The sequence below is a fragment of the Bradyrhizobium shewense genome, assembly GCF_900094605.1.
Classification (GTDB): Bacteria; Pseudomonadota; Alphaproteobacteria; order Rhizobiales; family Xanthobacteraceae; genus Bradyrhizobium; species Bradyrhizobium shewense.
The window spans coordinates 86,406-113,130 of the sequence record NZ_FMAI01000021.1; the positions used below are offsets into that span (position 1 = coordinate 86,406).

Here is a 26,725-nt window from a genome sequence, read left to right on the forward strand (position 1 = left end):
GTAGTTCTGGACGTGGTCTCCGAGGAGACCACGTCCGGGAGGAGACTTACATGTTGTAGGCGCGCTCGGTGTGCTCGGTGATGTCGAGGCCTTCACGCTCGCTCTCGACATTGGTGCGCAGACCAACGATCACGTCGACGACCTTGTAGAGGATCGCCGAACCGATGCCCGACCACACCAGCGTGGTGCCGACGCCCCAGATCTGGGACATCATCTGCGCCGCGAAGTCGTAGTCGCCGACCTTCGGCGGGATCGCGGTGTAGTCCATGACGCCAGCGCCACCGAGGGCGGGGTTGACGAGAATGCCGGTGCCGATGGCGCCGACGATGCCGCCGACGCAGTGCACGCCGAACACGTCGAGGCTGTCATCGTAGCCGAGCGCGTTCTTCACGACGGTGCAGAAGAACAGGCAGACCACGCCGACGATGAGGCCGAGGACGATCGCGCCCATGACGCCGGAGTAGCCGGCCGCAGGGGTGATCGCCACGAGGCCCGCGACAGCGCCGGAGATGACGCCGAGCACCGACGGGTGACCCTTGATGATCCACTCCGCGAACATCCACGACAGCGCGGCGGCTGCGGTGGCGACGAAGGAGTTGGTCATGGCGAGCGCAGCACCGCCGTTGGCTTCCAGGTTGGAGCCGGCGTTGAAGCCGAACCAGCCGACCCAGAGCAGCGAGGCGCCGATCATCGACATTGTCAGCGAGTGCGGGGCCATCAGCTCCTTGCCGTAGCCGACGCGCTTGCCGATCAGGAGAGCGCCGATGAGGCCTGCGATGCCGGCGTTGATGTGCACCACGGTGCCGCCCGCGAAGTCGATCGCGCCCTTCTTGAAGATCCAGCCGGCGTCGGCGTTGAGCTCGTCGAGCTTGGCCTGCGCCGCGGTCTTCGCGGCCGCATCAGTGGCAGCAGCGAGCGCCTTGGCCGCATCCTGGATCAGGTCCGGACCCTGCCAGTACCAGACCATGTGCGCGATCGGGAAGTAGATCAGCGTGACCCAGAGCGGGATGAACAGGGCGATCGCCGAGAACTTCATGCGCTCGGCGAAGGCGCCGACGATGAGGGCGGGCGTGATCGCCGCGAAGGTCATCTGGAAGCACACATAGATGAGCTCCGAGATGTTGGCGTCGACCGAGAAGGTCGCGGCCTTCGTATCGGTGGTGACGCCCATCATGAAGGCCTTGGAGAAGCCGCCGATGAAGTCGGAACCGCCGGTGAAGGTGAGGCTGTAGCCGTACACGGCCCAGATCACGGTGACGACGCAGACGGTGTAGAACACCTGCATCAGGACGGAGAGCATGTTCTTGGAGCGGACGAGACCGCCGTAGAACAGCGCGAGGCCGGGGATCGTCATCAACAGCACCAGCACTGTCGATGTCAGCATCCAGGCGTTGTCTCCCTTGTTGACCGTTGGCTCGGCGTAGGCTGCGGTCGCAGCGAACAGGCCGACTGCGAGAGCCGCCAATCCCGCGCCATAGGGACGCTTGAACGTCATATTATTCACTCCTGATTGGATAAAGGTTGAGCGCGAAATCAAAGGGCCGCGGCATCGGCCTCGCCGGTGCGGATGCGCACCGCGTGGTCGAGGTTGATGACGAAGATCTTGCCGTCGCCGATCTGTCCGGTTTTCGCGGCGGACGTGATGGCGTCGATGGTCTTGTCGACCTGGTCGGAGGCGACAGCGACCTCGATCTTGATCTTGGGCAGGAAGCTCACGGCATATTCGGCGCCGCGATAGATTTCCGTATGGCCCTTCTGGCGGCCATATCCCTTGACTTCCGTCACCGTGAGACCGTGAACGCCGATGGCGGTCAGGGCGTCACGGACTTCTTCCAGCTTGAATGGCTTGATAATCGCCATAACAATTTTCATGGGTCCTATCCCCGCTTGGGCCCGGTCCGGACGTGGCCGGGCGTTCTCGACTGGTTCGCCACGAGGGAGAAAGTTCACTACGCGGGCACAGCCTGGACCCTTAGAATCAAATGCCGTGCCAGATCGGGCGCGTTGCCTAACGGGCTATGAAAACGGGTGTTTTCGCGATGAACGCGTATTGCGGTGCAGTGCGCTATTCCGTCGCGCCCAAAACGTGGTCATGCCTGCTCAAAATGCGAGCATGACAGGCTACCGACACAATATTGCTCATGCGTCGGGCAGTGTAGAGGTAATTAAGTAGCGTCGCCGCTTATTGCAGGGCTTCGCCGTGCTGCGAAATATCCAGCCCCTCAAGCTCGTGCTCACGGGATACGCGCAAGGGCACGAACAGGCCGACCAGCTTGAGCAGGATGAAGCTCACGCCAGCCGACCAGACGAAGGTGACGGCGACGCCATAGAACTGGATCAGGAGCTGCTGCGGGTGGCCCTCCAGCAGGCCGGCGGTGCCGCCGATGGCGCTGGTCGCGAACACGCCGGCGAACAGGGTCCCGGTCAGGCCGCCGATGCCGTGGACGCCGAACACATCGAGCGAATCGTCATAGTTGAAGCGGTGCTTCAGCCAGGTGCAGGCCCAATAGCAGACCGCACCCGCAATGATGCCGATGACGATGCCGTGCCAGGGCGCGACGAATCCGGAGGCCGGCGTGATGGTGCCGAGGCCGGCCACCGCGCCGGAGATCATGCCGAGCACCGAAGGCTTGCGCCGCGTCGACCATTCGATCGCGCCCCAGGTCAGCGCGCCGGAGCAGGCGGCAAGATGGGTCGCGATGATCGCCATCACCGCGCGTGAATTGGCCGCACCCGCCGAGCCGCCGTTGAAGCCGAACCAGCCGACCCACAACAGGCCGGTGCCCATCACCGCGAGCGAAAGATCGAACGGCGAGAGATTTTCGGTGCCGTAGCCGTGACGGCGCCCCATCACCTTGGCGGCGACGAGGCCGGCGGTGCCGGCCGACAGATGCACGACAAGGCCGCCGGCGAAATCCAGCACGCCCATGCTATTGAGGAAGCCGCCGCCCCACACCCAATGCGCCAGCGGAATGTAGACGAAGATGAACCAGGCGACGGAGAACAGGAGATAGGCGGAGAACCGCATCCGGTCGGCGACCGAGCCCGCGACCAGCGCCACCGTGATGATGGCAAAGGTCATCTGGTACAGCATGAACAGCGATTCCGGGATGGTCTTCGCGGCCGGGTTGACGCTGTCCATGGTCATGCCGGCGAGAAACCAGCGGTCGAGCGTGCCGATCCACGGGCCGTCGCCGACGAAGCACAGCGAATAGCCGAACGCGACCCAGAGAATGGAGATCAAAGTCACCGCGGCGAGGCTCTGCGCCATGGTGGCGAGCACGTTCTTCTTGCGCACCATGCCGGAATAGAACAGCGCGAGCCCCGGGATCGTCATCATCAGCACCAGCGCGGTGGCGACGATCATCCAGGCGGTATCGGCGGTGTTGATCTCGGGGGCAGCGGCGCGTGCCGGCGAAGCCATGATCGACACAAGTCCGATCGGCGCAGCCATGGCAGCTGCGCGGCGCAAATATCCCGCCATGTCGTTCCCCCCGGCATCAATTGGCGTCGCACATTGTGGCGTCGTTGCCCGGTGCGATCGAAGAAGATCAAAGCGTTTTCGAGCGAAGCGGATACCGGATCGCGTGCAGAAAACGCGTCAAAACAAATCTAGAGCGCGTCGCTGTCGGTTTCGCCGGTGCGGATGCGCAGCGCGTGGTCGATCGGCGTGACGAAGATCTTGCCGTCGCCGATCTGCCCGGTGCGCGCGGTCGAGGTGATCACGGCGACCGCCTTGTCGGCGACGTCGGAGGCGACCGCGATCTCGATGCGCAGCTTCGGCAGGAAGTTCACGACATATTCGGCGCCGCGATAGATCTCGGTGTGGCCCTTCTGCCGGCCATAACCCTTCACCTCGGTCACGGTCATGCCGTGGACGCCGATCGCCGTCAGGGCCTGGCGGACCTCATCGAGCTTGAAGGGTTTGATGATCGCGACGACGAGTTTCATGGTCAGGCCTATTCTTCGGGATGCGCCGCGCCGTATGTCCCCGGCGCAGCGTCAATCTGGCATCTTTCCGGGCAAATGGCATAAAAAAGTTGCAGACTGAAGCGGAAAAACGTTTGAGCTTATGAACGGCCGCCTCTGTACAGGGCATCCGTTCATCCTTCACAATGCACTTTTGGCATGGATGCGGTGAACCCGCGCCTGCCAAGCGGTACATAAGTATTTTGAGGGGACGCTTCATGGCGAGTTGGTTCTACGCATCCGAGGGCAAGCAGCAGGGGCCCTTTCCGGAAGGGCAATTCCGCGATCTCGTCGCCCAGGGCGTCGTGCGCCCGGATACGCTGGTGTGGTCCGAGGGCATGGCCGGCTGGCAGAAGGCCGCCGAAATCCCCGGCCTGGTCGGGGGTGGCGGCGCGCCGCCGATGATCCCGGCGGGCGGCCCGCCGATGATGGGCTCCGGTGGCTATGCCGGCGGCGGAGGCGGAGTGGCGGGATCGCTGGCGGTCGATTTCGGCGTCCTCGAGTTCACCTGGCGCAGCATCGTCTTGATGATCGGAATGATCTTCGTCATTCCGGCGCCGTGGGCGTTCGTCTGGTACACGAAATGGATCGTGTCCTGCGTGAAGGTCCCTGGGCGGCCGAACCTCAGCTTCACCGGCAATGCGATGACGCTGGTGCCGTGGTATTTCGGCTTTATCGTTCTCGCCATAGCGCTCGCCTTCGTCGGCAGCCAGTTGCTGAGCAATCTGCTGTTCATCGTCCAGATCGTCCTCTACTGGCTCCTGATCAAATGGATGGTCGCGAACCTCGCCTCCAACGAGCAGCCGCTGGGCCTGAGCTTCACGGGTTCGATCTGGGCCTATATCGGCTGGAGCCTGCTGTTCGGGATCTCCATCATCACCATCGTCGGTTGGGCCTGGGTTGCCGCAGCCCAGATGCGCTGGTTCTGCCGCAGCATCGAAGGCACGCGGCGCGAGATCGTCTTCAAGGGCAGTGGTCTCGGCATCCTCTGGCGCGGCATCGTCGCCGCGATCCTGTGCAGCCTCATCATCCCGATTCCGTGGGTGTATCGCTGGATCATGAACTGGTTCGCATCGGAGACCGTTCTTGCGCCGCGCGGGTCGCAGGCGGCCATGTGACGGCTGCTGGCCGCTTGTAGCGAACGGACAAGATGTCGAACCGCATCTGGTTTCACGCGTCGGGCGGCCAGCAGAAGGGGCCGTTTCCCGAGCCGCAGTTTCGCGACCTCATCGCCCAGGGCATCGTGCGCGCCGATACGCTGGTCTGGGCGGAAGGGATGGCGGGCTGGCAGAAAGCCGGCGAGGTGCCGGGCCTCATCCCCGGCGCCGCAGCGCAGCCGTCATTGCCGGTCGGTGGAAGTCCGGGCATCGACAGCGGCGGTCCGCTATCGGTGGACCTGCCGGTCTGGTCGTTCACGGGATGGTGGATCCTGGTAATGATCGGCAGTCTGCTGGTGATCCCGTCGCCCTGGACCGGGACAGGATATTATCGCTGGCTGTTTCCGCGCATGCACGTTCCGCAGCGGCCGAACCTCGCCTTCACCGGACAGGTCGGAGACATCTGGTACGTCTTCATCGCGATGGGACTGGCGGGCTGTCTGGGCTATATCGACAGCCTCCTCCAGATTTTCGGAGTGCTAGTTCAGGCCGTTTTATCCTGGGTGCTCATTCGCTGGGTGGTCGCCAATATCAGCTCGAGCGGTCAGCCGATGCGGATGACGTTCACAGGCAGCGTCTGGGGCTTCGTCGGCTGGCAGATCCTGACGTTCCTCGCGGTCTTCACGATCATCGGCTGGGCCTGGGTCATGGCCGCGTGGACGCGGTGGATTTGCCGCCACGTCAGCGGGACGCGCCGCGAGATGGTCTTCACCGCCACCGGTCTTGATCTGCTTTGGCGCACAGTCGCGTTTTGCCTCGGCTGTCTTTTCATCATTCCGATCCCGTGGCTGCTGCGCTGGTATTTTACCTGGGGCACGACGCAATTCGTGCTCATTGAGCGCAGCACTGTCGCCAATGCCTAGGGCTTCCGTTCGCGCACCGAGCCTTCCTGTGCGACAGAGGCGACCAGCGTGCCGTCCGGCTTGAAGATCGAGCCGCGGGTCAAGCCGCGGCCGCCGCGCGCGCTCGGCGAATCCTGCGCGTAGAGCAGCCATTCGTCGGCGCGGAACGGGCGGTGAAACCACATCGCGTGATCGAGGCTGGCCGGCATCATGCGCTTGTCGAACAGCGTGCGGCCATAGCGTGCCATGATCGCATCCAGCAGCGAGAAGTCCGAGGCGTAGGCGAGCGCGCACATGTGCAGCGCTGGATCATCGGGCAGCTTCGCGGCGGTCTTGATCCAGACGTGAATGCGACCGTCGTCGATCTTCTGGCCGAAATAGCGACCGAGCTCGACCGGGCGCAGCTCGATCGGACGGTCGGATTCATAGTAGCGGCGGATGAACTCCGGCATCTCCTTGAACATCGGCTGCTTTGCCAGCTCCTCCGCCGTGAGCTTCTCCGGCGGTGGCACGTCGGGCATCTTGTCCTGATGGTCGAACGCACTCTCCTCTTCGGCATGGAACGACACCATGATCGAGAAGATCGCGTTGCCGTGCTGGATGGCGGTGACACGGCGGGTCGAATAGCTCTTGCCGTCGCGCAGGCGTTCGACCTGGTAGATGATCGGGATCTGCGGATCGCCCGGCAGGACGAAATAGCAATGTAGCGAATGCGGCAGCCGGCCCTCGACCGTGCGGCAGGCCGCGACCATCGCCTGCCCGATCACCTGGCCGCCGAACACCCGCTGCCAGCTGGTCTTCGGGCTGTTACCCCGGAACAGATTCACCTCGAGCTGCTCGAGGTCGAGGATCGAAATGAGGTCGATCAGGCTTTTGGACATGATGGTGCTTTCGCATTGTCGTCATTCCGGGGCGATGCGCAGCATCGAACCCGGAATCTCCCCCAGATAACCTCTGGATTCCGGGTTCGCGCTTTGCGCGCCCCGGAATGACAGGAGGCGCCCTTGTTTCACCGCACTGTTTCGCCCACCTCAAGTCTGCTAGCAAGACCAGGATTTGACCGGGAATTTGGGTATGTCGGTACAGGGTAGCATTGTCATTGGTGGCGGCGCGTTTGCAGGGCTTGCGCTGGCCCTGGCGCTGCGACAGGGGCTCGGGCCCGAGATTCCCGTCATCGTCGCCGATCCCGCGCTCGCCACGCGGCCGAGCCGCGACCCCCGCGCCACCGCGATCGTGGCCGCCTGCCGCCGCCTGTTCGAGGCGATCGGCGCCTGGGACGACGTCAGGAGCGAGGCGCAGCCGATCCTCGACATGGTCGTCACCGACTCGAAACTGGAAGACGCCACCCGTCCGGTCTTCCTCAATTTTGCCGGCGATGTCGCGCCGGGCGAGCCCTTTGCGCATATGGTCGAGAACCGCCGCCTGATCGATGCGCTGGTGGTGCGTGCCGAGGCCGAGGGCATCGATCTACGCGCCACCACGGTCGCATCCTACGATGCGCGCGCCGAGGGCATCGACGTGACGCTCGGGGACGGCAGCGTGATCGCGGCCAGCCTGCTGGTTGCCGCCGATGGTGCAAGGTCAAAGCTGCGCGAGCGCGCCGGCATCGCCACTCATGGCTGGGAGTATGATCAATCCGGCATCGTCGTCACCGTCGGCCATGAGCGCGATCACGAGGGCCGCGCCGAAGAGCATTTTTTGCCGGCGGGCCCGTTCGCGATCCTGCCGCTGTCGGGAAAACGCTCGTCGCTGGTGTGGACCGAGCGGCGAGCTGAGGCCGCGCGCATCATTGCTCTCAGCGACGAAGAGTTTCACGCCGAGCTTGAGCAGCGTTTCGGCCTGCATCTCGGCGAGGTGAAGGCGCTCGACAAGCCGCGCGCGTTTCCGCTGTCCTATTTCGTGGCGCGCTCGTTCATCGGCACCCGCCTCGCGCTGGTCGGCGATGCCGCCCATGTCATCCACCCCATTGCAGGCCAGGGCCTCAACATGGGCCTGAAGGATGTCGCCGCGCTGGCCGAAGTCGTGGTCGATGCCGCGCGGCTCGGCATGGATCTCGGCGCCGCCGACGTGCTCGAGCGCTACCAGCGCTGGCGCCGTTTCGACACCATGGCGATGGGCGTTGCCACCAACTCGCTGAACTTCCTGTTCTCCAACCAGTCGACGCTGCTGCGCACTGTCCGCGACATCGGCCTCGGCCTCGTCGACCGCGCTCCGCCGCTGAAGAACCTCTTCATCCGCCAGGCCGCGGGATTGACGGGCGAGGTGCCGCGGCTGCTGAAGGGCGAGGCGTTGTAAGGGCGAAGGGTGAGCAGCGAATGGCGAGTGGATCCATTCGCTACTCGCCATTCCCTATTCGCCGCCTCAATCGATCTTGCGCGCCTCTTCCGGCAGCATGATCGGGATGCCGTCACGGATCGGATAAGCCAGCTTGGCGCTGCGCGAGATCAGCTCCTGCTTTGCAGAATCGAACTCTAGCGGGCCCTTGGTCAGCGGGCAGACGAGAATCTCCAGCAATTTGGGATCGACGCTGGCTTCGGGACGTTCGGTGGACGCGTTCATTGGAGTCTCCGGCAATCGGCTGCCTCTAGCATAGAATTCCGCGCCCGCCCATCGCGGCTGCCAAAGCGTTTTCCAGCGCAGTAGGTTACCGCTTCGCGCAAAGAAAACGCGTCAAAATAAGAAATCTACGCGGAGACCATCGTCAAGACCTCGTCGAGCAGGGTCTGGAGCCGCGCTGCCGGCACCGGCGCGCCTGACAGGGCGAAGCCGAGGAACGTCCAATGCAGGATCTGCGCCCGAGCCTGCGCGGTTGCCGGGGTGAGGCCGCGTTTTTCCAGCAACCCCTCGATGTAGTCGAGCCGGCGGCGGTCGATCGCGCGCACGGCCCCTTGCGCGGCCGCATCGAAGGCCGCCCAATTGCGCACCGCGCGCTCGAGCTCGAGCCGCGCGCCGAACGACCTCCGCAGCAGCGCCTTGAGCGGTTCGTCGCTGGCGGCCTCGACATCGGCGATGATCTGCTCGGCCGCGATCTCGCGCCAGCGCTTCAGCACGGCGGCCTGGAACCTGCCGAGATCGGCGAAATGCCAATAGAAGCTGCCGCGCGACACGCCCATGGATTTTGCCAACGGATCGGCCTTGAGCGCGGTGAAGCCGCTTTTGGCGAGCGCCTTGAGACCTTCCTGGATCCAGTCGTCGGCGGAGAGCTGTTCGGTCATGTCGGTTCCCGGAGACAACCATACACTAGTGTATTGACAGGCCGCAGGCCAGGGCCTATCTCACCATACATAACTGTATGGAGAGATGATGATGCGTGATCTCCTGCTGCAATGCGCCGGCCTCGCCACCATCGCCGTAGCTCTCATTCATGGCGTCCTCGGCGAGACCAAGGTCTTCGCCCATGCCCGCATCGAGCCCGAACGGCTCCGCACCCTGATCCGCCTGGTCTGGCAGACTTCGACGGTGGCGTGGATCGGCGGAGGCCTGTTGCTGCTCGCGACTCCCTGGATGGCGTCCGAGCCGGCGCGGCATTGGATCGTCATTACGCTCGCCTGCGTGCTCGGTTTCGCCGCCTTCGCCAATGCCTGGGCCACGCGCGGCCGGCATTTCGGCTGGATGGCGCTCAGCGCCGTCGTGGCGATGACGGTTGCCGGCTACTGAGCGTCGAAACGCCGAGCCGCGCATGAATGCGACCCCGGGGCTTCGATCTGCAAGCCTTCAACGGGACAACGCATTCGCGGCGTCTAACCGCTGCGCAGGATCGATGGGAATAGAAGCATGCCACTGACACTCGTCACCGGCGGCACTGGGCATCTCGGGCAGGACGTCGTCGATCGTCTCGTTGGCGACGGACATCGTGTCCGGGTTTTGGCGCGGTCGCGGGGCGCGCGGTCGGATGTCGAATGGGCGATCGGCGATCTCGCTACAGGCGCCGGCTTGCGCGAGGCACTGCGTGAGGTTGATACGGTCATCAATGCGGCGACAGACTCGCCGATCGCGCGGCGGGGCGGCATCCGTCCGATGGATTTCTTCAAATCGCCCTCCGCCGTCGACGTCGCGGGAACGGAGCGGCTGCTGTCGCTTTGCGGGGAGGCCGGGGTGCGCCACTTTCTTCACGTTTCGATCGTCGGGCTCGACCAGGCGACCCTGCCCTACGCCCGGGTCAAGCTCGCCGGCGAACGGCTGGTGCGTGCGTCTGCCCTGTCCTGGTCCGTCGTTCGCGCGATGCCGTTTTATTACCTGCTCGACAAGTTGCTCTCGGGCCTGGTCTGGCTTCCGGTGTGGCCTGTCCCAACGACGCTGTTCAATCCCGTCGATACCTCGGACGTCGCGGATCACGTTCTGGCTTGCGCGTTCGACGGGCAGCGCGGCGTGCGTGCGGAGATCGGCGGCCCCGAAGCTCTCGATCTCGTTGCCTTCGCCCGGCAATACCAGGCGGCGAGGGGATTGCACCGGAAAATCCTGGCGATCGGCCTGTCCGAGGCGAAGGCGCGCGGCATGGGTTTTGTCGTCAGTCAGGGTGTGCGCGGACGTCTCCGCTGGGCGGACTGGCTGCAGCGCAATTCTCCGGCCCGGCCGTGAGGCGTAAGGCCGCAGCGCCCCTGCGAATGCGGGCTGCCTGCGGACAGCGCTGATCTTTTGGCGGTCGTTAGAACAACTCTAAATCCAATTGGCCCCGTACCGGATTGACTTCACCATCACCTTTGCTTCCTTCAGTTCGGCTTCGCGGCTCGCGTAGCGCGCACGACAGAGGAGGAGACGTTCGTGAAGGTCATTCGTGTTGTTGCCATTGCACTGACGGTTGGAATGGGCATGGGGTCGGCGGCCATGGCCGACGGATTCAAGGACTGCACCAAGCTCGACAAGGCGTCATGGAAGCCGGCCAGCGAGGCCGAAGCCAAGGCCAAGGCGCTCGGCTACGAAGTGCGGCGCTCCAAGATCGAAGGCTCCTGCTATGAGGTCTACGGCGTCAAGGAAGGCAAGCTTTACGAGCTGTTCTACAGCCCTGAAGATCTCAGCCTGAAGCACACGATCGCCAAGTAAACTGCGAAGCAAACCGCGCGAATTGATCCGCGCAAAGCAAGGCTTGAGGATGGTCTTCGCTTGATCGAAGAAGCGATGCCAAAAGCGCGCGGGGTGTCCGTCCGGACCCCCGCGGATCGAACCGCTTCGCGGACGGTCGCGGTCTGGGACCTCCCGCTGCGCCTCTGGCACTGGGCTCTCGCGGCCAGCGTTCTGGCCGCGTGGTTCACGCCCACCGTCTATGACCGAACTCACCGCATCGTCGGCTATGCGGTGCTCGGACTCCTCGCCTTTCGCCTGGCCTGGGGCTTTTGGGGAAGCCGCTATTCGCGATTCCGCATGATCAGAGTGAGGCTTCGGGCGGCGCCAGGCTATCTCTGGAATCTGCGCCGCGGCATCACCGGCCGCTATATCGGGCTCAATCCCGCCGGCACCTTGATGCTGGTGGCGCTGCTGGCCGCGCTCGCCGTCTCGACGATCACGGGCGCGATGTCGGTCACCACCACCTTCTTCGGCGTCTGGTGGGTCGAAGACACCCACCATTATTCATCGGATGCGGTCATCGTCCTGGTCGTGCTCCACGTCGTGGGCGTGGTGCTGATGGGGCTGCTCCAGCGCGAGAGTCTGGTCCGCGCGATGATCACCGGGCGCAAGCGCATCCGCGGCCATTCCTAAAATATCGTTGCCGATCGTTGCACGCGTCCTGCACCCGGTTCGGGCACGGTCGCGGCATGGCCTCAGGCCGTTCGTCAGATCAACTTGTGCGAGTACCGTTAACATGCCGGTAAGCATGCAATCAGGCACGGCACAAAATTAACGTGAATGGCGGTTAGCCGATCCACCATCGATAACTATCGACGATGGAGCGCTACTGAATGTTCCGCGTTTTCTCCTGCCTTGCGGTCGAGCACGATTGGCGGCTCGTTGTACTCGCTGGTCTGGTCTGCTTCGCTGCAAGTATTGTCGCGGTCAGCATCTTTCATCGTGCGATCGCGACGCGCGCAAGAACGCGGTGGATCTGGATCACGATTGCCGGCGCGGCCATCGGATACGGCATCTGGGCAACGCATTTCGTCGCGATGCTCGCCTACGAGCCGGGCGTTCCGACGGGCTACGGCATCGTGCCGACCGCGTTTTCTCTCGCTGCAGCAATGCTCCTGACCTCGGTCGGTTTCGGCGTTGCAGTCGGCACGTCCGGCCGGTTGCGCGCGATGGCAGGGGGCGTCATCATCGGCGGCGGCATTGCCAGCATGCATTATCTCGGGATGTGGGCACTTGAAGTGCCGGGTCGAGTCGCCTGGTCGGTGGACCTCGTGTTCGTCTCGATCATTTTAGGCATGTGTCTCGGCTGCGCCGCGCTGGCTGTCGCGCTCAGGTACCAGGGCTACCGGGGCACGCTTGCGGCGGCAATCCTGCTGACACTCGCGATCGTATCGCATCATTTCACGGCCATGGGGGCGGTGCAGATCACGCCAGATCCAACGCGAGCGACGACGGATAGCCTTTCGCTTTCTCCGACCTTCCTCGCGCTTGCTATCGCCGGTGTGGCGCTATCCGTGCTGGGAATGAGCCTGGTCGGCGTGCTGGCCGATCGTCGCCTGGCGACCCGGACCGCCAGGTTCGAGGAGATCATCAACCAGCTTTCGGTTGCCCGGCAGCAGCTCGAAGGCTCGCAGAACGAACTGCAGGACCAGAAGCTCAGGCTTGATACGGCCATCAACAACATGGTCGAGGCTCTCTGCATGTTCGATGCGGAGAGGCGACTTGTGGTCTGCAACGAGCGATATGCCCTGCTCTATCGGCTGCCACCGGAGCTGCTGCGAACGGGGACCCCGCACGCCGACATCATCAGGCATCGAGTCGTGACCGGCATTCTCAAGAGCTACACCAGCGAGGGCGCAGCCGAGCAGTTCCTGTCGAAATTGGCCGCGTTGCCGTTCGATGCAGTCTCGAGCAGAATCGACGAGTTCGCGGATGGTCGGTTGATCTGCGTGACGCGACAGCCGATGGCCGGCGGCGGGTGGGTGGCCACGCATCTTGATGTCACCGAGCAACGCCGGTCCGAGGCCAGGATCGCTCATATGGCGCAACACGATGCGTTGACCGATCTGCCAAATCGCGTGCTGCTCAGGGAGCGGATGGAGCACGCCATTGCGGTTACGCGTAGCGGCGGCGTCGATCTGGCCGTGCTCATGCTCGACCTCGATCGCTTCAAGGAAGTCAACGACACGCTTGGACATCCGGTAGGCGATTCGCTGCTGCGCGCCGTTTCTGCGCGTCTGCGTGAGTGCACCACGGAAACCGCGCTGATCGCTCGACTGGGCGGCGACGAGTTCGCCGTGATCGACTACGTGACCAACCCGGCCGTCGAGGCCGCCACCCTCGCCGAGAATATCAGGAAGGCGCTTTGCGAACCCTTTGATCTTGGCGATCACCGGGTCACGGTGGGCACCAGCATCGGCATTGCCATCGCACCGCGCGATGGCAGTGATTCCGACGTGCTCATGAAGAGCGCGGATCTCGCCCTCTACTCGGCCAAGAGTGGTGGACGTGGCGCATTCCGCTTCTTCGAGCCGGAACTCGACCAGCTCATGCATGCGCGACGCAACCTGGAGCGCGACATGCGGGATGCGCTTGCTGGCCGCGAATTCGAGCTGCACTACCAGCCATTCGTCAATACCGCGACCGGCGAGATCCGCGGCTTCGAAGCCTTGCTGCGCTGGCATCACCCGCGGCGTGGCCTGGTCTTGCCCGGCGAATTCATACCGCTCGCGGAGGAGGCCGGCTTGATCGTGCCGCTGGGAGAATGGGTCTTGAGGACGGCCTGTGCGGAAGCCGCCAAATGGCCTGCCCATCTCAGGATCGCGATCAACCTGTCTCCCGCTCAATTCAGGAGCAAGGAGCTTGTCCCGGTCATTGTCGATGCACTGGCGAGTTCGGGAATTTCGCCACACCGGCTCGAGCTCGAGGTCACCGAGACGGTGATCATGCACGACAGCGAAGCTGTGTTCGCAGCACTTGGTCAACTGCGCGAGCTCGGCGTGCGAATCGCCCTGGACGACTTCGGCACCGGCTATTCATCGCTGAGCTTTCTGCAGCGATTCCCGTTCGACAAGATCAAGGTCGACCGCAGCTTCGTCAACGAACTGTCCAGCACAAGGGCAGACGCGCACCATCTCGCGCGAGCAGTCGTTCGCTTCGCAGTCAGCCTCGGCAAGACGACGACCGCCGAAGGCGTCGAAACGAAGGAGCAACTGGACGTCCTCCGCGAAGAGGGGTGCGTCGAAACGCAAGGCTACTATTTCGGTCGGCCGATGCCCGCATCCGCCATTGCGAAAATGCTGAGGCGAGGTGACAAGGCAGCCGTCTGCGCTGCGTGAGCACCCGCATCCTCACTGCAGCGGAGGATCGCCGCTGGTGCGCTTCTTGGCGAGGTCCATCTCCGTCACCGCGATCAGAATCTCGGCGCGGGTCTTCAAGTCGGGCGCTTCCAGCATGGCCTGCTTCTCTGCGGGGCCATAGGGCGACATCATCGCCAGCGCGTTGACAAGCGCTTCGTTGGGTGCGCTTTCGACGCCTTCCCAGTCGACCTTGAGATTGTTGGCCTTCAGGAAGTCCGCTAGCACGGCCAGCAGCGCCTCGCGGTCGACCTCGTCCTCGCCCATGCGCGCGGTGAAGTCGTCGACGAAGGCGAAGAAATCCACCTTGCACTGCCGGTAGGCGGTGAGCACCTCGAGCTCCTCGACCACCTTGAAGCGCGAGACGCCGGTGAGCTCGAGGATGTAGCGGCCATCGCCGGATTCGGCGAGCTGGGTGATGCGGCCGACGCAGCCGACGCGGAACAGCGTCGGCTTGTCGGAATTCTTCGGCGAGTGCGTGACATCAGGCTGGATCATGCCGATCAGGCGATGGCCGTCGCGGAAGGAATCATCGACCATCGACAGGTAGCGCGGCTCGAAGATGTTGAGCGGCATCTGGCCGCGGGGCAGCAGCAGCGCGCCCGGCAGCGGAAACACCGGAATGATCTCCGGGAGGTCGGCGGGTCCGCGATATTCGATGTTGATCGGCATCTGGTCCCGGTCCCCGCTGACTTGGTCAACCGCGCCTACGAAAACAGGATCGTCGACAAACGCTTGCGTCCCTCGACGGTTGCATCATCCGTGCCGCCCCAGGCTTCGAAGAACTGCACCAGCTGCTTGCGGGCGCCGTCGTCGTTCCATTTGCGGTCGCGCTTGACGATCGCGAGCAGCTGCTCGGTAGCGGCCGCACGGTTGCCTTGCGCGTTGAGCGCGGTCGCGAGGTCGAATCGGGCCTGATGATCGAGCGGGTTTGCGGCGACTTTCTGTTCCAGCTCGGCGACCGGTCCGAGCGATTGCGCCTGCTCGGCGAGATCAATCGCGGTCTGCACGGCCTTCACCGCGGGGTCGTTGCGCTTGGACTCCGGCACCATGGCGAGCGTCTGCTTGGCCTGTTCCATTGCGCCGGAGACGGCATAGCATTTTGCGAGGCCCGCGAGCGCCGCGATGTTGGTGGCATCATGCTGGAGCACCTCGGCGTAGATCTGCGCTGCCGCAGCCGCATCGCCCTCGGCGAGCACGGCTTCGGCCTCCTGCAGGATCTCGGCGATATTGGGCTCGCCGGGCGCGGTCACACCCTTGGTCAGCTTTTCGATGAAGGCGTTGAGCTGGCTCTCGGGCACCGCGCCCATGAAGCCGTCGGCCGGCTGGCCGTTGACGAAGGCGATTACGGCCGGGATCGACTGGATACCCATCTGGCCCGGGATCGCCGGGTGCTGGTCGATGTTCATCTTGACCAGCTTGACCTTGCCCTTGGCCGCCTTGACCGCCTTTTCGAGCAGAGGGGTGAGTTGCTTGCAGGGGCCGCACCACTCCGCCCAGAAATCGATCAGCACCGGCTGGCGCTTCGATTCCTCGATGACGTCCTTCACGAAGGTCTGGGTGGTGGTGTCCTTGATCAGATCGGCCGCAGCCGGGCCCGCCGCTCCATTACCCTGGTCGATGATCGTCACGGGGATCCCCTCGTCTATGTCCGGAATGGCGGGTCTTTAGCACGCCGCCACACCTTATGCTCGCTGTCGGCTCCTAAATTGGGCCGCGACGGCCGAATTTCAATCCACCGAGGCCGATTCGCCAGTTCCGGGGCACTTTCGGGCCATTTCGCCGCATTCAGGCTCCATATGGGGCCCCAAGAACCGAATCTAGATCGCCGGTAGCTGTTGCATTCCCCTCCCGGTTTTGGCATACGACAGCCGTTGCCGGCGCGTCACGCGACCGACACAGGATGCGGGTGTAGCTCAGTGGTAGAGCACGACCTTGCCAAGGTCGGGGTCGAGGGTTCGAGCCCCTTCGCCCGCTCCAATTTTTCCCAAAGCATCCAGCCGATCCGGACGGAAACGTGGTTGGCCACGCCGCTGGCGGCTGTCCTGGGTTCGCAATGACAATTCTGGTCACCGGCAGCGCAGGCCACCTCGGGGAAGCCATCCTCCGGACCCTCCGGGCTCGCGGTTCCCCAGTGCGCGGGATCGATCTGAAGCCATCGCCCTTCACAGACGCGGTCGGCTCGATCGTCGACCCGGACTTCGTCCGGCCGCAGATGGACGGCGTCTCCGCCGTGATCCACACCGCGACGCTGCACAAGCCGCATGTGGCGACCCACGGCAAGCAGGATTTTGTCGACACCAACGTTACCGGCACGCTCAACCTGCTCGAGGCGGGGGCGGCCGCCAGCGTGCGCAGTTTCGTCTTCACCAGCACCACCAGCGCGTTCGGCTCGCAGCTTCGCTCCGGGGCGGGACAGGCGGCGGTCTGGGTCATCGAGGATCTGCCGCCGGTGCCGAAGAACATCTACGGCACGACCAAGCTGATGGCGGAGACGCTGTGCGAGCTGTTCTATCGCGAGCGCGCTCTGCCGGTCGTCGTTTTGCGGACCTCGCGCTTCTTTCCGGAAGACGATGACGATCCGGTGATGCGCTCGGCTTACACGCTGGAGAACGCGCAGGCCAACGAGCTGCTCTATCGCCGGCTGGACATCGCGGACGCCGTGAGCGCGCATCTGCTCGCTGTCGAACGCGCCCCGAAGATCGGTTTCGCCCGCTACATCGTCTCCGCCACCAGCCCGTTTGAGCCGCGCCATCTCACTGCGCTCGCGCGCAATGCGGCCGGTGTCGTGCGCGAGCTCTATCCGGATTGCGCGCAGCTGTATGCGGCGCGAGGCTGGAACCTCCTCCCCGAGATCGACCGTGTCTATGTCAACGAGCGCGCGCGGCGCGAGCTGGGCTGGCGGCCGGAATTCGACTTCGCGCATGTGTTGGACAGCCTGCGCACTGAGCGCGATTTCCGCAGCCCGCTGGCACGCGAGATCGGCTCGAAGGGCTATCATGACGGGGTGTTCGACGACGGGCCCTACCCGGTCGCCTCGTAGGCGCCGGATTTGCTGTTTTGCTCGACGCGTCAGATGTCTGTCCAGTCTCGCCGGGAGCGAGCCGGCTCGAGCCGTTCTACTGTGAATGGGGTTGTTTTCGCGTTTTTGTATAACCATCCCCCTCCTGCCGCCTGCGAAACGATCCGCGCCCCAATTGATTCCGCGCTGCAGCGAGAGCGGCGTTCGTTCGTTGACATTCCGTCTCAATTTTTCCGGAGCGTAACGGCGGCGCACGCGGCCGGCTTCTCACCGTTCGCAGATGTGCTAACCTTTTTGCGTCTGTCGTCCCGACGGACCTAAAACTTCGCCTCTCGACTAGCAAAATAAAATAATGCGCAGCCCTGACGGCTGCCTTAGGGGAGTGACGCGATGAAATTCCATCGATCCGTCTTTCAATCCGTTCTGGCGCTTGCAGCGGTTGCCTTTCTCGCGGGGACCAGCGCTGGTAATGCGCAGCAGCAGGACAAGAACCGGGCGCTGAAGAAATACGAATCCGGCACCAAGGAGTTCTGGACCCATCCGCCGGATGACTGGTTCCTCGGCGACGAGACCGAGGCGCAGAAGGGCCTCGCGCCGCCCTCGGGGCCGCCGACCGGCGCGTCCGATGCCGAGCTCGCCAACATCGTCAAGAAGATCAAGCTGCCGGCGGGGTTCAAGATCGAGGTCTACGCCTCCGGCGTGCTGGCCGCGCGGCAGATGGCCTGGGGTGACAAGGGCACGCTGTTCGTCGGCTCGTTCGGCCTCGGCAACGTCTATGCCATCAAGGACAACAACGGAAAGAAGGAGGTCAAGACCGTCCTCAAGGGCCTCAACATGCCCACCGGTCTCGCCTTCAGGGACGGCGCGCTCTACGTCATCGCGGTCGACAAGCTGATCCGCTACGACAATGCGGAGGCCAATCTCGACAAGCTCGGCGACGGCAAAGTCGTCTATGACGACATGCCGTCCTATGCCGCGCATGGCTGGAAATACATCGCGGTCGACAAGGAAGGCTGGTTCTTCCTGCCGTTCGGACCTCCCTTCAATGTCGGCATTCCGCCGACCAGCGTGTCGCAGATCCGGCGCGTCGATCCCAAGACCGGCAACGCCGAAATCTGGGCGCTGGGCGTCCGCAACTCGGTCGGCGGCGACGTCGATCCGCGCACCGGCAAGCTCTGGTTCACCGAGAATGCCCGCGACTGGATCAGCGACGATCTGCCCTCAGACAAGCTGAACATGATCAACAAAATGGGCGAGCATTTCGGCTATCCCTACTGCCATCAGGGCAATCTGCCTGACGACAAGTTCGCGATGGGCCACAAGTGCTCCGAGTTCACGCCGCCCGTGCTGAACCTCGGCGCGCATGTCGCTCCGCTCGGCATGAAGTTCTATACCGGCGACCAGTTTCCCGCCGAGTACAAGAACAACATCCTGATCGCCGAGCACGGCTCCTGGAATCGTCACAAGTACCAGGGCGCGCGCATCGTACGTGTGATCGTCGGGCCCGACGGGAAGAACCCCAAGCGGGAGGTCTTCGCCTCCGGCTGGATCGAGGGCGACCAGGGCTATCTCGGCCGTCCTGACGACATCATCCTCGCCAAGGACGGATCGATCCTCGTCGCCGACGACTGGGCCGGCGCGATCTATCGCATCAGCTACAGCAAGAAGTAGCGCGACAAGAGAAAGAGGCTGCGGTGGCCGGAAGGTGCCGCAGCCTCTTTTATTTCAAAGCCACGTTGTCGTTCCGGATTGCGCGCCAGCGCAAGCCCGGAACCCATAACCGCGAATCGGGGTTATGGTTTCTCGGATGCGCAATTGCGCATCTTAGCTCGTGCTTCGCACGCCCTAGAATGAGCTAGATAGATCGGAATTCCCGCGATGCGCCGCCAGTTTTCTTCATACGTCATCGGCGCGCTTTCGCTTGCAGCGCTCGCATTCGTCCCGGCTCAGGCTGCGGACAATGCCGCGATCAAGGAGAAGGCTGCCGTCTGCTCCGGCTGTCACGGCGAGAACGGCATTTCGCAGACGGAGAATATCCCCTCGCTGGCCGGCCAGCCTGATCAGTTCATCCAGTGGCAGCTCGTGTTCTTCCGCGCGGGCTCGCGCAAGAACGACCAGATGCAGCCGATCGTCGAGGAGATCACCAATGAGGACATCCGCAATCTCGGCGCCTATTTCTCGCAACTGACGCCGCCGAAGGGACCGGAGGACGGAGATCCCGACCTGTCGAAAAAGGGCGCGCAAGTTGCCGCCGGCCGCCGCTGCGCCTCATGCCATACGGACAGCTTCGCCGGCACCAAGGGAGTGGCGCGACTGGCTGGCCAGCGCGAGGAATATCTGGTCAAGGCGTTGCGCGACTACAAAGCGGGCCAGCGGGTCGGCGGCGGCGTCGCCGCGATGGCCGATGTCGCCTATCACATGAGCGACGAGGAAATCACCGCGGTCTCGCACTACCTCGCGCATTTGAAATAGCAGCGGAGCTGTCGCCGCAGACACAGCTTGTCGTCCCGGATCTGCGCTGCGCTTGTCCGGGACGACAGTGGAACACGAGTGTGCCTACCCCGCCCGCTGCTTCTCATACGCCTTCAAATGCGTGTAGGCGATGCGCAGCTTGGGCACCGGCACCTTGGCGGCATCGGCGCGTGCGATGAGATCGCCGATGACGTGATCGGCTTCGACCGGCAGGCCGGCCTTGATGTCGCGGAACATCGAGGCCGTCATCGGCGAGCCTTCGGCGGTGAGGTTGCCCTTCACCCGCTCGAAGAACGGCCCGCCCGGCGTATAGCCCGACGCGGTGGCGATCGCGCTGGTCTCATCGAGCATGCCGAGCAGGAAGTCGCGGCCGCCGGGCGCGGCGAGGATGTTGCCGACGGAGGTGCGCATCAGGCTGGTGGAAGCCGCGAGCGAGGACAGGAACACCCACTTCTCCCACATGTCCTGCATGATGTTCTGGCTGGTGGCGGTGCCCGTGATGCCGCTCTTGAAGGCCTCGTCGATCGCCTTGACGCGATCTGAAAGCTTGCCGTCGCGCTCGCCGTAGTTCAGCGACTGCATCGGTTGGAGCTGCACCACCTCGCGTTTCTCGTTCAGGGTCGCCGCGATGGCGCAGAGGCCGCCGAGCACGCGCTCCTTGCCGAATTTGGCATCGAGGATATCGAGATGCTTCATGCCGTTGAGCATCGGGATGATCGCCGTATCAGGTCCGACCGCCGGCGCAAACGATTTGATGGCGTCGTCGAGATCGAACGCCTTGCAGCTCAAGAGCACGACGTCGAACTTGTCCTTGAGAGCGTCGGCTTGCACGGTCGGCGGATTCTTCAAGGTCACATCGCCATTCGGGCTCTTGATGATGAGGCCGGCGCTTGCGAGCTCGCCGGCGCGGCGCGGCCGGACCAGGAAGGTGACGTCGCGGCCGGCTTGCAACAGCCTGCCACCAAAATAGCCGCCGATGGCGCCGGCGCCGACCACGAGGATACGCATGGGATGCTCCGTTCTTTTCTTGGCGAATGGCGAATAGGGAGTAGCGAATAGTGAGCACGATTTCCACTCGCTATTCGCTACTCGCCATTCGCGCGCTTCACTTTCCCGACACCATCTCCTCGACCTCGCGCAGCTGCTCCTTGCCGAAGAACATCTCGTTGCCGACGAAGAAGGTCGGCGAGCCGAACGCGCCGCGGGCGACCGCTTCCTCGGTGTTCTTGATCAGCCTGCCCTTCACCTCGGGTTCCCCGGCGCGGGCGAACAGCTTCTGGGCGTCGAGCCCGGATGAGGCCAGCGCCTTCGCCGCGATCTCGGGATCGTCCATCTTCTTCGGCTCGCGCCACATGTGGTGAAAGGCCGCCTCGACGTATTTTTCGAATACGCCCTCGAGCTGAGCTGCGATCGCCGTGCGCATCAGGTTCAGCGTGTTGATGGGGAAGTGCGGATTCCAGACATAGGGCTGGACATGGAAGCGCTTGATGAAGCGCTCGGTCTCGACCTGATGGAATTCACGCTTGTTCTTGATGCCCGCGAGCGTCTCGGCCGGCGACTTGTTGTTGGTCGACTTGAAGATGCCACCGAGCAGGATCGGCACATATTCGAACTTGACGCCGATGCGCTGCTCGATCGCGGGGATCGCGAGGTGGCTGAGATAGGCATTAGGGCTGCCGAAATCGAACAGGAATTGCGGGGCTGTGCGGGTCAAATCGTTCTCCGTGACCTAACTATTTGATCTAGCTTTTCCTGTATTGTGACGCAGCGTGCCCTGCGGGTCCACCGTTTAATGATGAGCATAATACTCTGGAAATCAGACCAGCCGCCGGATCGCCCGCTTGCGCCAGACCAGGAGGTAATAGCCCATCTGCAAGGCGAACATGGCGCAGAACACGATGGGATAGGCGGCCCACACGCCCGCAAGGCCGATCGTGTGGCTCAGGATCACCGCGGCCGGCAGCTCGATCGCGAGGATCGCGAAGATCGAGAGCAGCATTGGCATCAGCGCGACGCCGGCCGCCCGCATGGCACCTGAGAACACTGTGGCGAGGCCAAACGGCACCGAGCTCCACAGGGCGATATCGAGCAGGCCTTTTGCCAGATCGAGCACGGCGGCATCGGTGATGAAGATGCCGAGGATTGCGCGCGGCGCGAGATAGATCAGCGCCACGAGCCCGCCGGTCAAAACGAGGTTGAAAGCGAGCCCGGTCCGCACGATGCCGTCGAGCCGGGCTCTGTCGCCGCTGCCGACAGCCTGTGCACCGAGGATCGAGACCGCGATCGAAATCGACATCGCCGTGAACTGGGTGTAGCCCATTACCTGGTTGACGGCGCCATAGGCCGCAGTGGCCTCCGATCCAAAGCGGTTGACGAGGCCGAGCAGCACCAGCTCTGCGATCGCCATCACCACCATGCCGATAGCGCTCGGCAATCCGATGCCGAGAATTTTTCCGAGCATGGCGCCGTTGAACCGCAGGTGACCCAGAAGCGCCGCATTCGGCGCGAGCGCGTGCTTCTTCCGTAGCAGATAGAACGCCAGGACGATCAGCGTGAGCGCGTTCGAGATCGCAGCCGCCCACGCCGGGCTGGTGATGCCGGCCGCCGGCAGTCCGAACGACCCACGGATCAACATCGGCGTTAGGATCAGCCCGATCGCAGTTGACAGCGCCAGCGCCAGCAGCGGCGTCAGCGCATCGCCGACGCCGCGGATCATAGCCGTCATCAGCAGGAAGACGAAGCCGAGCGGCATCGTCAGCAGCATGATGCGCGCATAGGCGCTGGCCTGGTCGAGAATGTCCGCGGGCGTGGCGAGCGCCATCATCAGCTGACGGCTGAAGAGCCCGCCGGTCAGCGCCACTGAGATTGAAAGCAGAAGGCCGACCGCGAGCGTCGTGCCTACGACGCTCCTGATCCGGCCGTGCTCGCCCGCGCCAAAGGCCTGACCGATCAGCACGGTCGCGCCGGTGCTCAGACCCATGACGAAGGCGAACAGGAAGAACATCACCGGGAAGAACACTGAGGCCGCCGCAAGCGCGTCAATGCCGATCATCTGGCCGAGATAGACGTTGCTGACGGTGCCGAACAGCGATTGCAGCGCGTTGCTCAGCATCAGGGGTGCGAGGAAGCGGAGGAATGTTGTCCAGAGCGGCTTGGGGACAGACATGGATTGGCCTTTCATCAGGGCGTGCGAAGCCGTTGCCGCGCAATGCGCGGCCCGGCCGTCGATGGGAACGTGAGAGAGCGCGCGCCTTAAGCGCGGTCGCTGTAGGCGAGCTTGACGATGTGGTCGCGGATATCGGTCGGCCAGTCCGCGATCAGCCCGGTGAAGCGTCGCCGATCATCGGCAAACAATGCGCGCGAGGCTTCCTCGAACTGCGGCAGGTTGCCCGCGATGGTCGACATGAAGTGATAGGCCGCATCGCGCGCCTGCCGCTCGCGGTCCTTGTCGCCGCTAGCGCGCCTGGCCTCGTCGACGAGCTTGCGCAGCGCGACCGAGGCGCCGCCCGGCTGCGTGCCGAGCCACTCCCAGTGTCGCGGCAGCAGCGTCACCTCGCGCGCGACCACACCGAGCTTCGGCCGGCCGCGCCCGCGCGGCTCGCTCGGTGGCGTGCTCTCCTCGACCGGGGGCGGCACGAGCTTGGCCAACCGCGCCAGCACCTCGCGATCCCCGCCGCGCAGATCGAAGTCGATCGATCGGCCCGTGCCGTCCTCGAAGATGATGATTGGCTCGTCCGGCCGGTGCGCCACCCGCTTGACGACCAGCGCGACCTCGCCGGCCGGCCCAGACACCAGGCGGCGCTGCCCCTGGAAGGCGGTGAAAATCTTCTGCATTGGAATCATTGCCATTTTGACGACGTTGGGTCATTTAATACCCGGGTAAATTGCCGGCGTCAATATACCCGGGTGAAAACATCCGTCCTGATGGCTCGACATTGTGATCCCGGGCTGGCACGAACGGCGCCGCGACTGAGCACGCCTAGCCACTACGCCTTGCCACCACGCCTTGACTTGGGGACCTCGCCGATGCTGACCGTTCACCACCTCAACAATTCCCGCTCGCAGCGCGTGCTGTGGTTGCTCGAAGAGTTGGGCGTGCCCTACGAGATCGTGCGCTATCAGCGCCAGCCGGACATGCGCGCGCCGAAGGAGCTGCGCGCCATTCATCCGCTCGGCAAGTCGCCCGTCATCACCGACAACGGCAACACCATCGCCGAGTCGGGCGCGATCATCGAATATCTCATCGCGACCTACGGCAACGGCCGGCTGATTCCGCCGCCGAACACGCCGGAGCGGCTGCGCTTCACCTATTGGCTGCATTATGCCGAAGGGTCCGCGATGCAGCCGCTGTTGCTGAAGCTGCTGTTCACGCTGATGCCGAAGCGCGCGCCCGCGCTGCTTCGTCCGCTGGTGCGCAAGGTCTCGAACCAGGCGCTCACCACGCTGGTCAATCCGCAGCTCAAGCAGCACATGGATTACTGGGAAGGCGAGCTCGGCAAGAGCGAGTGGTTTGCCGGCAACGAGTTCACCGCAGCCGACATCCAGATGAGCTTTCCGCTGGAAGCGGCGCAAGCGCGCGGCGGGCTCGAGCAGGGCCATCCCAAGGCGATGGCGTTTCTCGAGCGCATCCACGCGCGCCCGGCATATGCGCGCGCGCTGGAGAAGGGCGGGCCGTACCAGGTGGGGCGGTAGTTAGCCTCCGTCATTCCGGGGCGCCCGAAGGGCGAACTATGGTGCGCAATTGCGCACCTGAGAATCTCGAGATCGTGGCGCGAGATCCCGGGTTCACGCTTCGCGTGCCAAGGGATGACATTCAAATCAATCCGCGTGCAGCACGCGTCCGCGCGTCTCCGGCAGTGCAAACGCGGCGATGAAGAACACCGCATAAGCCACCACCGCGAACATCGCGATCGCATTCGCAAGCGACGTCGTCGCCGAAAGCGCGCCGACGAGGAACGGAAACAGCGCGCCGATCCCGCGGCCGAAATTGTAGCAAAAGCCCTGGCCGGAGCCGCGCAGCCGCGTCGGATAGAGCTCGGTCAGGAACGCGCCGATTACTGCCCCGCAGCTTCTGCGCCGCGCGTGCGCGGATCGGGCGCGCCGAGCGGCCCGTTGGGTGTCACGACAATCGAATTGGCCGACGTCTGCCCCATCGGCTCGACGATGACGTGGCCCATCGCCTTCAGCTCGCCCAGAACACCGCTGGGAAAGCCGCTCTCGACACGGACTTCATCCGGCAACCATTGGTGATGCAGCCGTGGCGCTGCGACGGCGGCCGCAACATCCATCTTGTAGTCGAGCACGTTGACGATGACCTGCAGCACGCTTGAAATGATGCGGCTGCCGCCGGGCGAGCCCGTCACCAGCACCGGCTTGCCGTCCTTCAGCACGATGGTCGGCGACATCGAGGACAGCGGCCGCTTGCCGGGGCCCGGCAGATTGGCCTCGAAGCCGACGAGACCGTAGGCATTGGAGGCGCCGATGGCGGCGGTGAAATCGTCGAGCTCGTTGTTGAGCAGCACGCCGGTGCCGTCGGCAACGAGGCCGACGCCGTAACTGAAGTTCAGCGTATAGGTGTTGCTGACGGCGTTGCCGCTGGAATCGACGACGGAGAAATGCGTGGTGTTGCTGCCCTCGCGCGGCGAGGGAGCCGCGGAAACGAGCTCCTTCGAAGGCGTGGCGCGTTCGGCGGAGATGCCGGCGCGCAGCTTGGCGGCGTAGTCCTTCGCGACGAGCGTCTCGATCGGCGCGTTGACGAAGGCGGGATCGCCGAGATAGCGCGCGCGATCTGCGTAGGCGCGCTTCATCGCCTCGATCAGAAGATGCAGCGATGCCGGCGATCCCTGCTTCAGATCGGCGAGCTGAAAGCCCTCGAGGATGTTGAGCGTCTCCACCAGCACGACACCGCCCGACGAAGGCAGCGGCATCGACACGATGTCATAGCCGCGATAAGTGCCGCGCACCGGCGCGCGGATCACGGCCTGATAGGCCTTCAAATCGGCGGGCGTCATGATGCCGCCGGCGTCGGTCACGGCCTTGGCGAGCTTTTCCGCGACCGGCCCCTCATAGAAGCCGCGTGGCCCCTGTGCGGCGACGGCCGAGAGCGTTTCAGCGAGATCGCCCTGCACTAACCTGTCGCCTTCGCCCAGCGGCGTGCCATCGGGCCGCGAGAAGATTTTCGCCGAGGAGCGCCAGCGTGCCAGCCGCCGGTGCCAGGTAGGCAGCGTGTCGGCCATATCGTCGCCGACGGCGAAGCCGTCGCGGGCGAGCGCGATCGCGGGCGCAAGCAATTGCGCCAGCGTGAATTGCCCCGAGCCGTATTTCTCCAACGCCAAAGCGAGGCCCGCAACCGTGCCGGGCACGCCGACGCCGAGCGCGGAATCCCGTGACTTCGCAATATCAGGCTTGCCGTCGGCGCCGAGGAAGATTTGCGGCGTGGTCGCCGCCGGCGCCGTCTCGCGGTAATCGATCGTGATGTCTTCGTTGCGGTCCGCGGAATGGATCACCATGAAGCCGCCGCCACCGATATTGCCGGCACGCGGATAGGTCACGGCCATAGCAAAGCCGGTCGCGACCGCGGCATCGACCGCATTGCCGCCGCTCCGCAGGATATCGGCACCGATCTGCGCGGATATCTTCTCCTGCGCGACGACCATGCCGTGCTCGGCGGCGACGGCGCGCACCGTGTCAGGCGCGGCTGGGACATAGGCCCGTCGCGCATCCTGGGCGGCTGCCGGTGACAGACCAAACGCCAGGGCGGCTATGAAGGCGAAAAATGTCCGCCTTGTCGAATATGACGACATCATCAAGCTTCCGCCGTGGCTTCGAACCAGTTCACATGCCTCG

27 protein-coding genes, 1 tRNA gene and 1 pseudogene are annotated in these 26,725 nt (G+C 64.1%); 13 read left to right on the top strand and 16 right to left on the bottom strand.

Annotated elements, in window-relative coordinates; genetic code table 11:
• Positions 1-46 precede the first annotated feature (46 nt).
• From GA0061098_RS31595 to GA0061098_RS31610, 4 genes are all read right to left on the bottom strand, one after another.
• Entirely contained in the window at positions 47-1,495 is a 1,449-nt protein-coding gene (locus tag GA0061098_RS31595; protein ID WP_091965375.1) for an ammonium transporter, read from the bottom strand.
• A 38-nt stretch (positions 1,496-1,533) separates the two neighbouring features.
• Entirely contained in the window at positions 1,534-1,872 is a 339-nt protein-coding gene (locus GA0061098_RS31600; protein WP_008142813.1) for a P-II family nitrogen regulator, read from the bottom strand.
• A 310-nt stretch (positions 1,873-2,182) separates the two neighbouring features.
• Positions 2,183-3,484 carry an ammonium transporter gene (locus tag GA0061098_RS31605; RefSeq protein ID WP_091965376.1) on the bottom strand — a complete coding sequence of 434 codons (1,302 nt, stop codon included), beginning with the start codon at positions 3,482-3,484 and terminating at the stop codon, positions 2,183-2,185.
• A gap of 128 nt (positions 3,485-3,612) precedes the next feature.
• A complete protein-coding gene (locus GA0061098_RS31610) occupies positions 3,613-3,951 on the bottom strand; it encodes a P-II family nitrogen regulator (protein WP_018323564.1) in 339 nt (112 codons plus the stop codon).
• 236 nt (positions 3,952-4,187) lie between these two features.
• Here GA0061098_RS31610 and GA0061098_RS31615 point away from each other — a divergent pair, with 236 nt between their 5' ends.
• Entirely contained in the window at positions 4,188-5,087 is a 900-nt protein-coding gene (locus GA0061098_RS31615; RefSeq protein WP_091965377.1) for a DUF4339 domain-containing protein, read from the top strand.
• A 32-nt stretch (positions 5,088-5,119) separates the two neighbouring features.
• The gene (locus GA0061098_RS31620; RefSeq protein WP_091965378.1) at positions 5,120-5,989 is read left to right on the top strand and encodes a DUF4339 domain-containing protein; all 870 of its coding nucleotides are present in this window, start codon (positions 5,120-5,122) and stop codon (positions 5,987-5,989) included.
• Here the strand turns inward: GA0061098_RS31620 and tesB are convergent.
• Positions 5,986-6,849: an acyl-CoA thioesterase II gene (gene tesB / locus GA0061098_RS31625; protein WP_091965379.1), complete on the bottom strand. Its 864-nt coding sequence runs from the start codon at positions 6,847-6,849 to the stop codon at positions 5,986-5,988. The genes GA0061098_RS31620 and tesB overlap by 4 nt on opposite strands.
• Positions 6,850-7,042: 193 nt before the next feature.
• On the opposite strand from tesB, the gene GA0061098_RS31630 reads away from it, so the two are divergent.
• Positions 7,043-8,263 carry a ubiquinone biosynthesis hydroxylase gene (locus GA0061098_RS31630; RefSeq protein ID WP_091965380.1) on the top strand — a complete coding sequence of 407 codons (1,221 nt, stop codon included), beginning with the start codon at positions 7,043-7,045 and terminating at the stop codon, positions 8,261-8,263.
• Between the two features lie 66 nt (positions 8,264-8,329).
• Here GA0061098_RS31630 and GA0061098_RS31635 read toward each other — a convergent pair whose 3' ends face one another.
• Together GA0061098_RS31635 and GA0061098_RS31640 are read right to left on the bottom strand one after the other, a co-directional pair.
• Positions 8,330-8,527 (bottom strand): Trm112 family protein, encoded by a 198-nt coding sequence (locus GA0061098_RS31635; protein WP_028139353.1) that lies wholly within the window; start codon positions 8,525-8,527, stop codon positions 8,330-8,332.
• A 125-nt stretch (positions 8,528-8,652) separates the two neighbouring features.
• Entirely contained in the window at positions 8,653-9,183 is a 531-nt protein-coding gene (locus GA0061098_RS31640) for a TetR/AcrR family transcriptional regulator (protein ID WP_091965381.1), read from the bottom strand.
• 91 nt (positions 9,184-9,274) lie between these two features.
• Here GA0061098_RS31640 and GA0061098_RS31645 point away from each other — a divergent pair, with 91 nt between their 5' ends.
• The 4 genes from GA0061098_RS31645 (at position 9,275) to GA0061098_RS31660 (ending at position 11,662) form a co-directional block, all read left to right on the top strand.
• On the top strand, positions 9,275-9,625 hold the full coding sequence (locus GA0061098_RS31645; protein WP_091965420.1) for a hypothetical protein: 351 nt from the start codon (positions 9,275-9,277) through the stop codon (positions 9,623-9,625).
• A 117-nt stretch (positions 9,626-9,742) separates the two neighbouring features.
• On the top strand, positions 9,743-10,546 hold the full coding sequence (locus GA0061098_RS31650) for an SDR family oxidoreductase (protein WP_091965382.1): 804 nt from the start codon (positions 9,743-9,745) through the stop codon (positions 10,544-10,546).
• A gap of 183 nt (positions 10,547-10,729) precedes the next feature.
• Entirely contained in the window at positions 10,730-11,008 is a 279-nt protein-coding gene (locus GA0061098_RS31655; protein WP_018323571.1) for a PepSY domain-containing protein, read from the top strand.
• Between the two features lie 60 nt (positions 11,009-11,068).
• Positions 11,069-11,662: a cytochrome b/b6 domain-containing protein gene (locus GA0061098_RS31660; protein ID WP_208610701.1), complete on the top strand. Its 594-nt coding sequence runs from the start codon at positions 11,069-11,071 to the stop codon at positions 11,660-11,662.
• Between the two features lie 176 nt (positions 11,663-11,838).
• Here the strand turns inward: GA0061098_RS31660 and GA0061098_RS47040 are convergent, their stop codons facing one another.
• A complete protein-coding gene (locus GA0061098_RS47040; RefSeq protein WP_283808015.1) occupies positions 11,839-11,970 on the bottom strand; it encodes a hypothetical protein in 132 nt (43 codons plus the stop codon).
• Between GA0061098_RS47040 and GA0061098_RS31665 the strand changes: the two genes are divergently transcribed.
• Positions 11,947-14,367 (top strand): bifunctional diguanylate cyclase/phosphodiesterase, encoded by a 2,421-nt coding sequence (locus GA0061098_RS31665; RefSeq protein WP_283808014.1) that lies wholly within the window; start codon positions 11,947-11,949, stop codon positions 14,365-14,367. The two genes, GA0061098_RS47040 and GA0061098_RS31665, sit on opposite strands and share 24 nt — an antisense overlap.
• A gap of 12 nt (positions 14,368-14,379) precedes the next feature.
• On the opposite strand, the gene GA0061098_RS31670 is transcribed toward GA0061098_RS31665, so the two are convergent.
• The gene (locus GA0061098_RS31670) at positions 14,380-15,057 is read right to left on the bottom strand and encodes an LON peptidase substrate-binding domain-containing protein (RefSeq protein WP_091965384.1); all 678 of its coding nucleotides are present in this window, start codon (positions 15,055-15,057) and stop codon (positions 14,380-14,382) included.
• 35 nt (positions 15,058-15,092) lie between these two features.
• Entirely contained in the window at positions 15,093-16,016 is a 924-nt protein-coding gene (trxA, locus tag GA0061098_RS31675) for a thioredoxin (protein WP_165637721.1), read from the bottom strand.
• 274 nt (positions 16,017-16,290) lie between these two features.
• On the opposite strand from trxA, the gene GA0061098_RS31680 reads away from it, so the two are divergent.
• From GA0061098_RS31680 to GA0061098_RS31695, 4 genes are all read left to right on the top strand, one after another.
• Positions 16,291-16,365, top strand: a tRNA-Gly gene (locus GA0061098_RS31680).
• 76 nt (positions 16,366-16,441) lie between these two features.
• Entirely contained in the window at positions 16,442-17,428 is a 987-nt protein-coding gene (locus GA0061098_RS31685; protein WP_165637722.1) for an NAD-dependent epimerase/dehydratase family protein, read from the top strand.
• Positions 17,429-17,797: 369 nt separating this feature from the next.
• On the top strand, positions 17,798-19,078 hold the full coding sequence (locus GA0061098_RS31690) for a PQQ-dependent sugar dehydrogenase (RefSeq protein WP_091965387.1): 1,281 nt from the start codon (positions 17,798-17,800) through the stop codon (positions 19,076-19,078).
• Positions 19,079-19,285: 207 nt separating this feature from the next.
• Complete coding sequence (locus GA0061098_RS31695; RefSeq protein ID WP_091965388.1) at positions 19,286-19,879, top strand: c-type cytochrome; 594 nt, start codon at positions 19,286-19,288, stop codon at positions 19,877-19,879.
• A gap of 84 nt (positions 19,880-19,963) precedes the next feature.
• Here the strand turns inward: GA0061098_RS31695 and panE are convergent, their stop codons facing one another.
• The 4 genes from panE to GA0061098_RS31715 all read right to left on the bottom strand — a co-directional run bounded on the left by panE (position 19,964) and on the right by GA0061098_RS31715 (position 23,728).
• Positions 19,964-20,887, bottom strand: a complete 924-nt coding sequence (gene panE, locus GA0061098_RS31700) for a 2-dehydropantoate 2-reductase (RefSeq protein WP_091965389.1) — start codon at positions 20,885-20,887, stop codon at positions 19,964-19,966.
• A gap of 97 nt (positions 20,888-20,984) precedes the next feature.
• Entirely contained in the window at positions 20,985-21,593 is a 609-nt protein-coding gene (locus tag GA0061098_RS31705; RefSeq protein ID WP_091965390.1) for a 2-hydroxychromene-2-carboxylate isomerase, read from the bottom strand.
• Between the two features lie 102 nt (positions 21,594-21,695).
• Positions 21,696-23,045, bottom strand: coding sequence for an MATE family efflux transporter (locus GA0061098_RS31710; RefSeq protein WP_208610702.1), 1,350 nt, complete (start codon positions 23,043-23,045; stop codon positions 21,696-21,698).
• Positions 23,046-23,131: 86 nt separating this feature from the next.
• Entirely contained in the window at positions 23,132-23,728 is a 597-nt protein-coding gene (locus GA0061098_RS31715) for a DUF2239 family protein (protein ID WP_091965392.1), read from the bottom strand.
• A gap of 177 nt (positions 23,729-23,905) precedes the next feature.
• Between GA0061098_RS31715 and GA0061098_RS31720 the strand changes: the two genes are divergently transcribed.
• A complete protein-coding gene (locus GA0061098_RS31720) occupies positions 23,906-24,571 on the top strand; it encodes a glutathione S-transferase family protein (protein ID WP_091965393.1) in 666 nt (221 codons plus the stop codon).
• Between the two features lie 126 nt (positions 24,572-24,697).
• On the opposite strand, the pseudogene GA0061098_RS31725 reads toward GA0061098_RS31720, so the two are convergent.
• Positions 24,698-24,934 (bottom strand): annotated as a pseudogene (locus GA0061098_RS31725) (MFS transporter); the annotation flags it as partial.
• A complete protein-coding gene (gene ggt, locus GA0061098_RS31730) occupies positions 24,934-26,685 on the bottom strand; it encodes a gamma-glutamyltransferase (RefSeq protein ID WP_091965394.1) in 1,752 nt (583 codons plus the stop codon). The pseudogene GA0061098_RS31725 and the gene ggt, both read right to left, overlap by 1 nt.
• Positions 26,686-26,725: the final 40 nt, after the last annotated feature.

Bases quoted from the DNA above. Each gene is read 5' to 3' on its own strand.
- GA0061098_RS31685 (WP_165637722.1), top strand. From the start codon at position 16,442: ATGACAATTCTGGTCACCGGCAGCGCAGGCCACCTCGGGGAAGCCATC.
- GA0061098_RS31670 (WP_091965384.1), bottom strand. From the start codon at position 15,057: ATGCCGATCAACATCGAATATCGCGGACCCGCCGACCTCCCGGAGATC.
- GA0061098_RS31620 (WP_091965378.1), top strand. From the start codon at position 5,120: ATGTCGAACCGCATCTGGTTTCACGCGTCGGGCGGCCAGCAGAAGGGG.
- GA0061098_RS31610 (WP_018323564.1), bottom strand. From the start codon at position 3,951: ATGAAACTCGTCGTCGCGATCATCAAACCCTTCAAGCTCGATGAGGTC.
- GA0061098_RS31635 (WP_028139353.1), bottom strand. From the start codon at position 8,527: ATGAACGCGTCCACCGAACGTCCCGAAGCCAGCGTCGATCCCAAATTG.
- GA0061098_RS31710 (WP_208610702.1), bottom strand. From the start codon at position 23,045: ATGTCTGTCCCCAAGCCGCTCTGGACAACATTCCTCCGCTTCCTCGCA.
- GA0061098_RS31690 (WP_091965387.1), top strand. From the start codon at position 17,798: ATGAAATTCCATCGATCCGTCTTTCAATCCGTTCTGGCGCTTGCAGCG.
- GA0061098_RS31595 (WP_091965375.1), bottom strand. From the start codon at position 1,495: ATGACGTTCAAGCGTCCCTATGGCGCGGGATTGGCGGCTCTCGCAGTC.
- GA0061098_RS31715 (WP_091965392.1), bottom strand. From the start codon at position 23,728: ATGGCAATGATTCCAATGCAGAAGATTTTCACCGCCTTCCAGGGGCAG.
- tesB (WP_091965379.1), bottom strand. From the start codon at position 6,849: ATGTCCAAAAGCCTGATCGACCTCATTTCGATCCTCGACCTCGAGCAG.
- GA0061098_RS31645 (WP_091965420.1), top strand. From the start codon at position 9,275: ATGCGTGATCTCCTGCTGCAATGCGCCGGCCTCGCCACCATCGCCGTA.
- GA0061098_RS31640 (WP_091965381.1), bottom strand. From the start codon at position 9,183: ATGACCGAACAGCTCTCCGCCGACGACTGGATCCAGGAAGGTCTCAAG.
- GA0061098_RS31600 (WP_008142813.1), bottom strand. From the start codon at position 1,872: ATGAAAATTGTTATGGCGATTATCAAGCCATTCAAGCTGGAAGAAGTC.
- GA0061098_RS31615 (WP_091965377.1), top strand. From the start codon at position 4,188: ATGGCGAGTTGGTTCTACGCATCCGAGGGCAAGCAGCAGGGGCCCTTT.
- GA0061098_RS31605 (WP_091965376.1), bottom strand. From the start codon at position 3,484: ATGGCGGGATATTTGCGCCGCGCAGCTGCCATGGCTGCGCCGATCGGA.
- GA0061098_RS31695 (WP_091965388.1), top strand. From the start codon at position 19,286: ATGCGCCGCCAGTTTTCTTCATACGTCATCGGCGCGCTTTCGCTTGCA.
- GA0061098_RS31650 (WP_091965382.1), top strand. From the start codon at position 9,743: ATGCCACTGACACTCGTCACCGGCGGCACTGGGCATCTCGGGCAGGAC.
- panE (WP_091965389.1), bottom strand. From the start codon at position 20,887: ATGCGTATCCTCGTGGTCGGCGCCGGCGCCATCGGCGGCTATTTTGGT.
- GA0061098_RS31630 (WP_091965380.1), top strand. From the start codon at position 7,043: ATGTCGGTACAGGGTAGCATTGTCATTGGTGGCGGCGCGTTTGCAGGG.
- GA0061098_RS31720 (WP_091965393.1), top strand. From the start codon at position 23,906: ATGCTGACCGTTCACCACCTCAACAATTCCCGCTCGCAGCGCGTGCTG.
- ggt (WP_091965394.1), bottom strand. From the start codon at position 26,685: ATGATGTCGTCATATTCGACAAGGCGGACATTTTTCGCCTTCATAGCC.
- GA0061098_RS47040 (WP_283808015.1), bottom strand. From the start codon at position 11,970: ATGAAAGATGCTGACCGCGACAATACTTGCAGCGAAGCAGACCAGACC.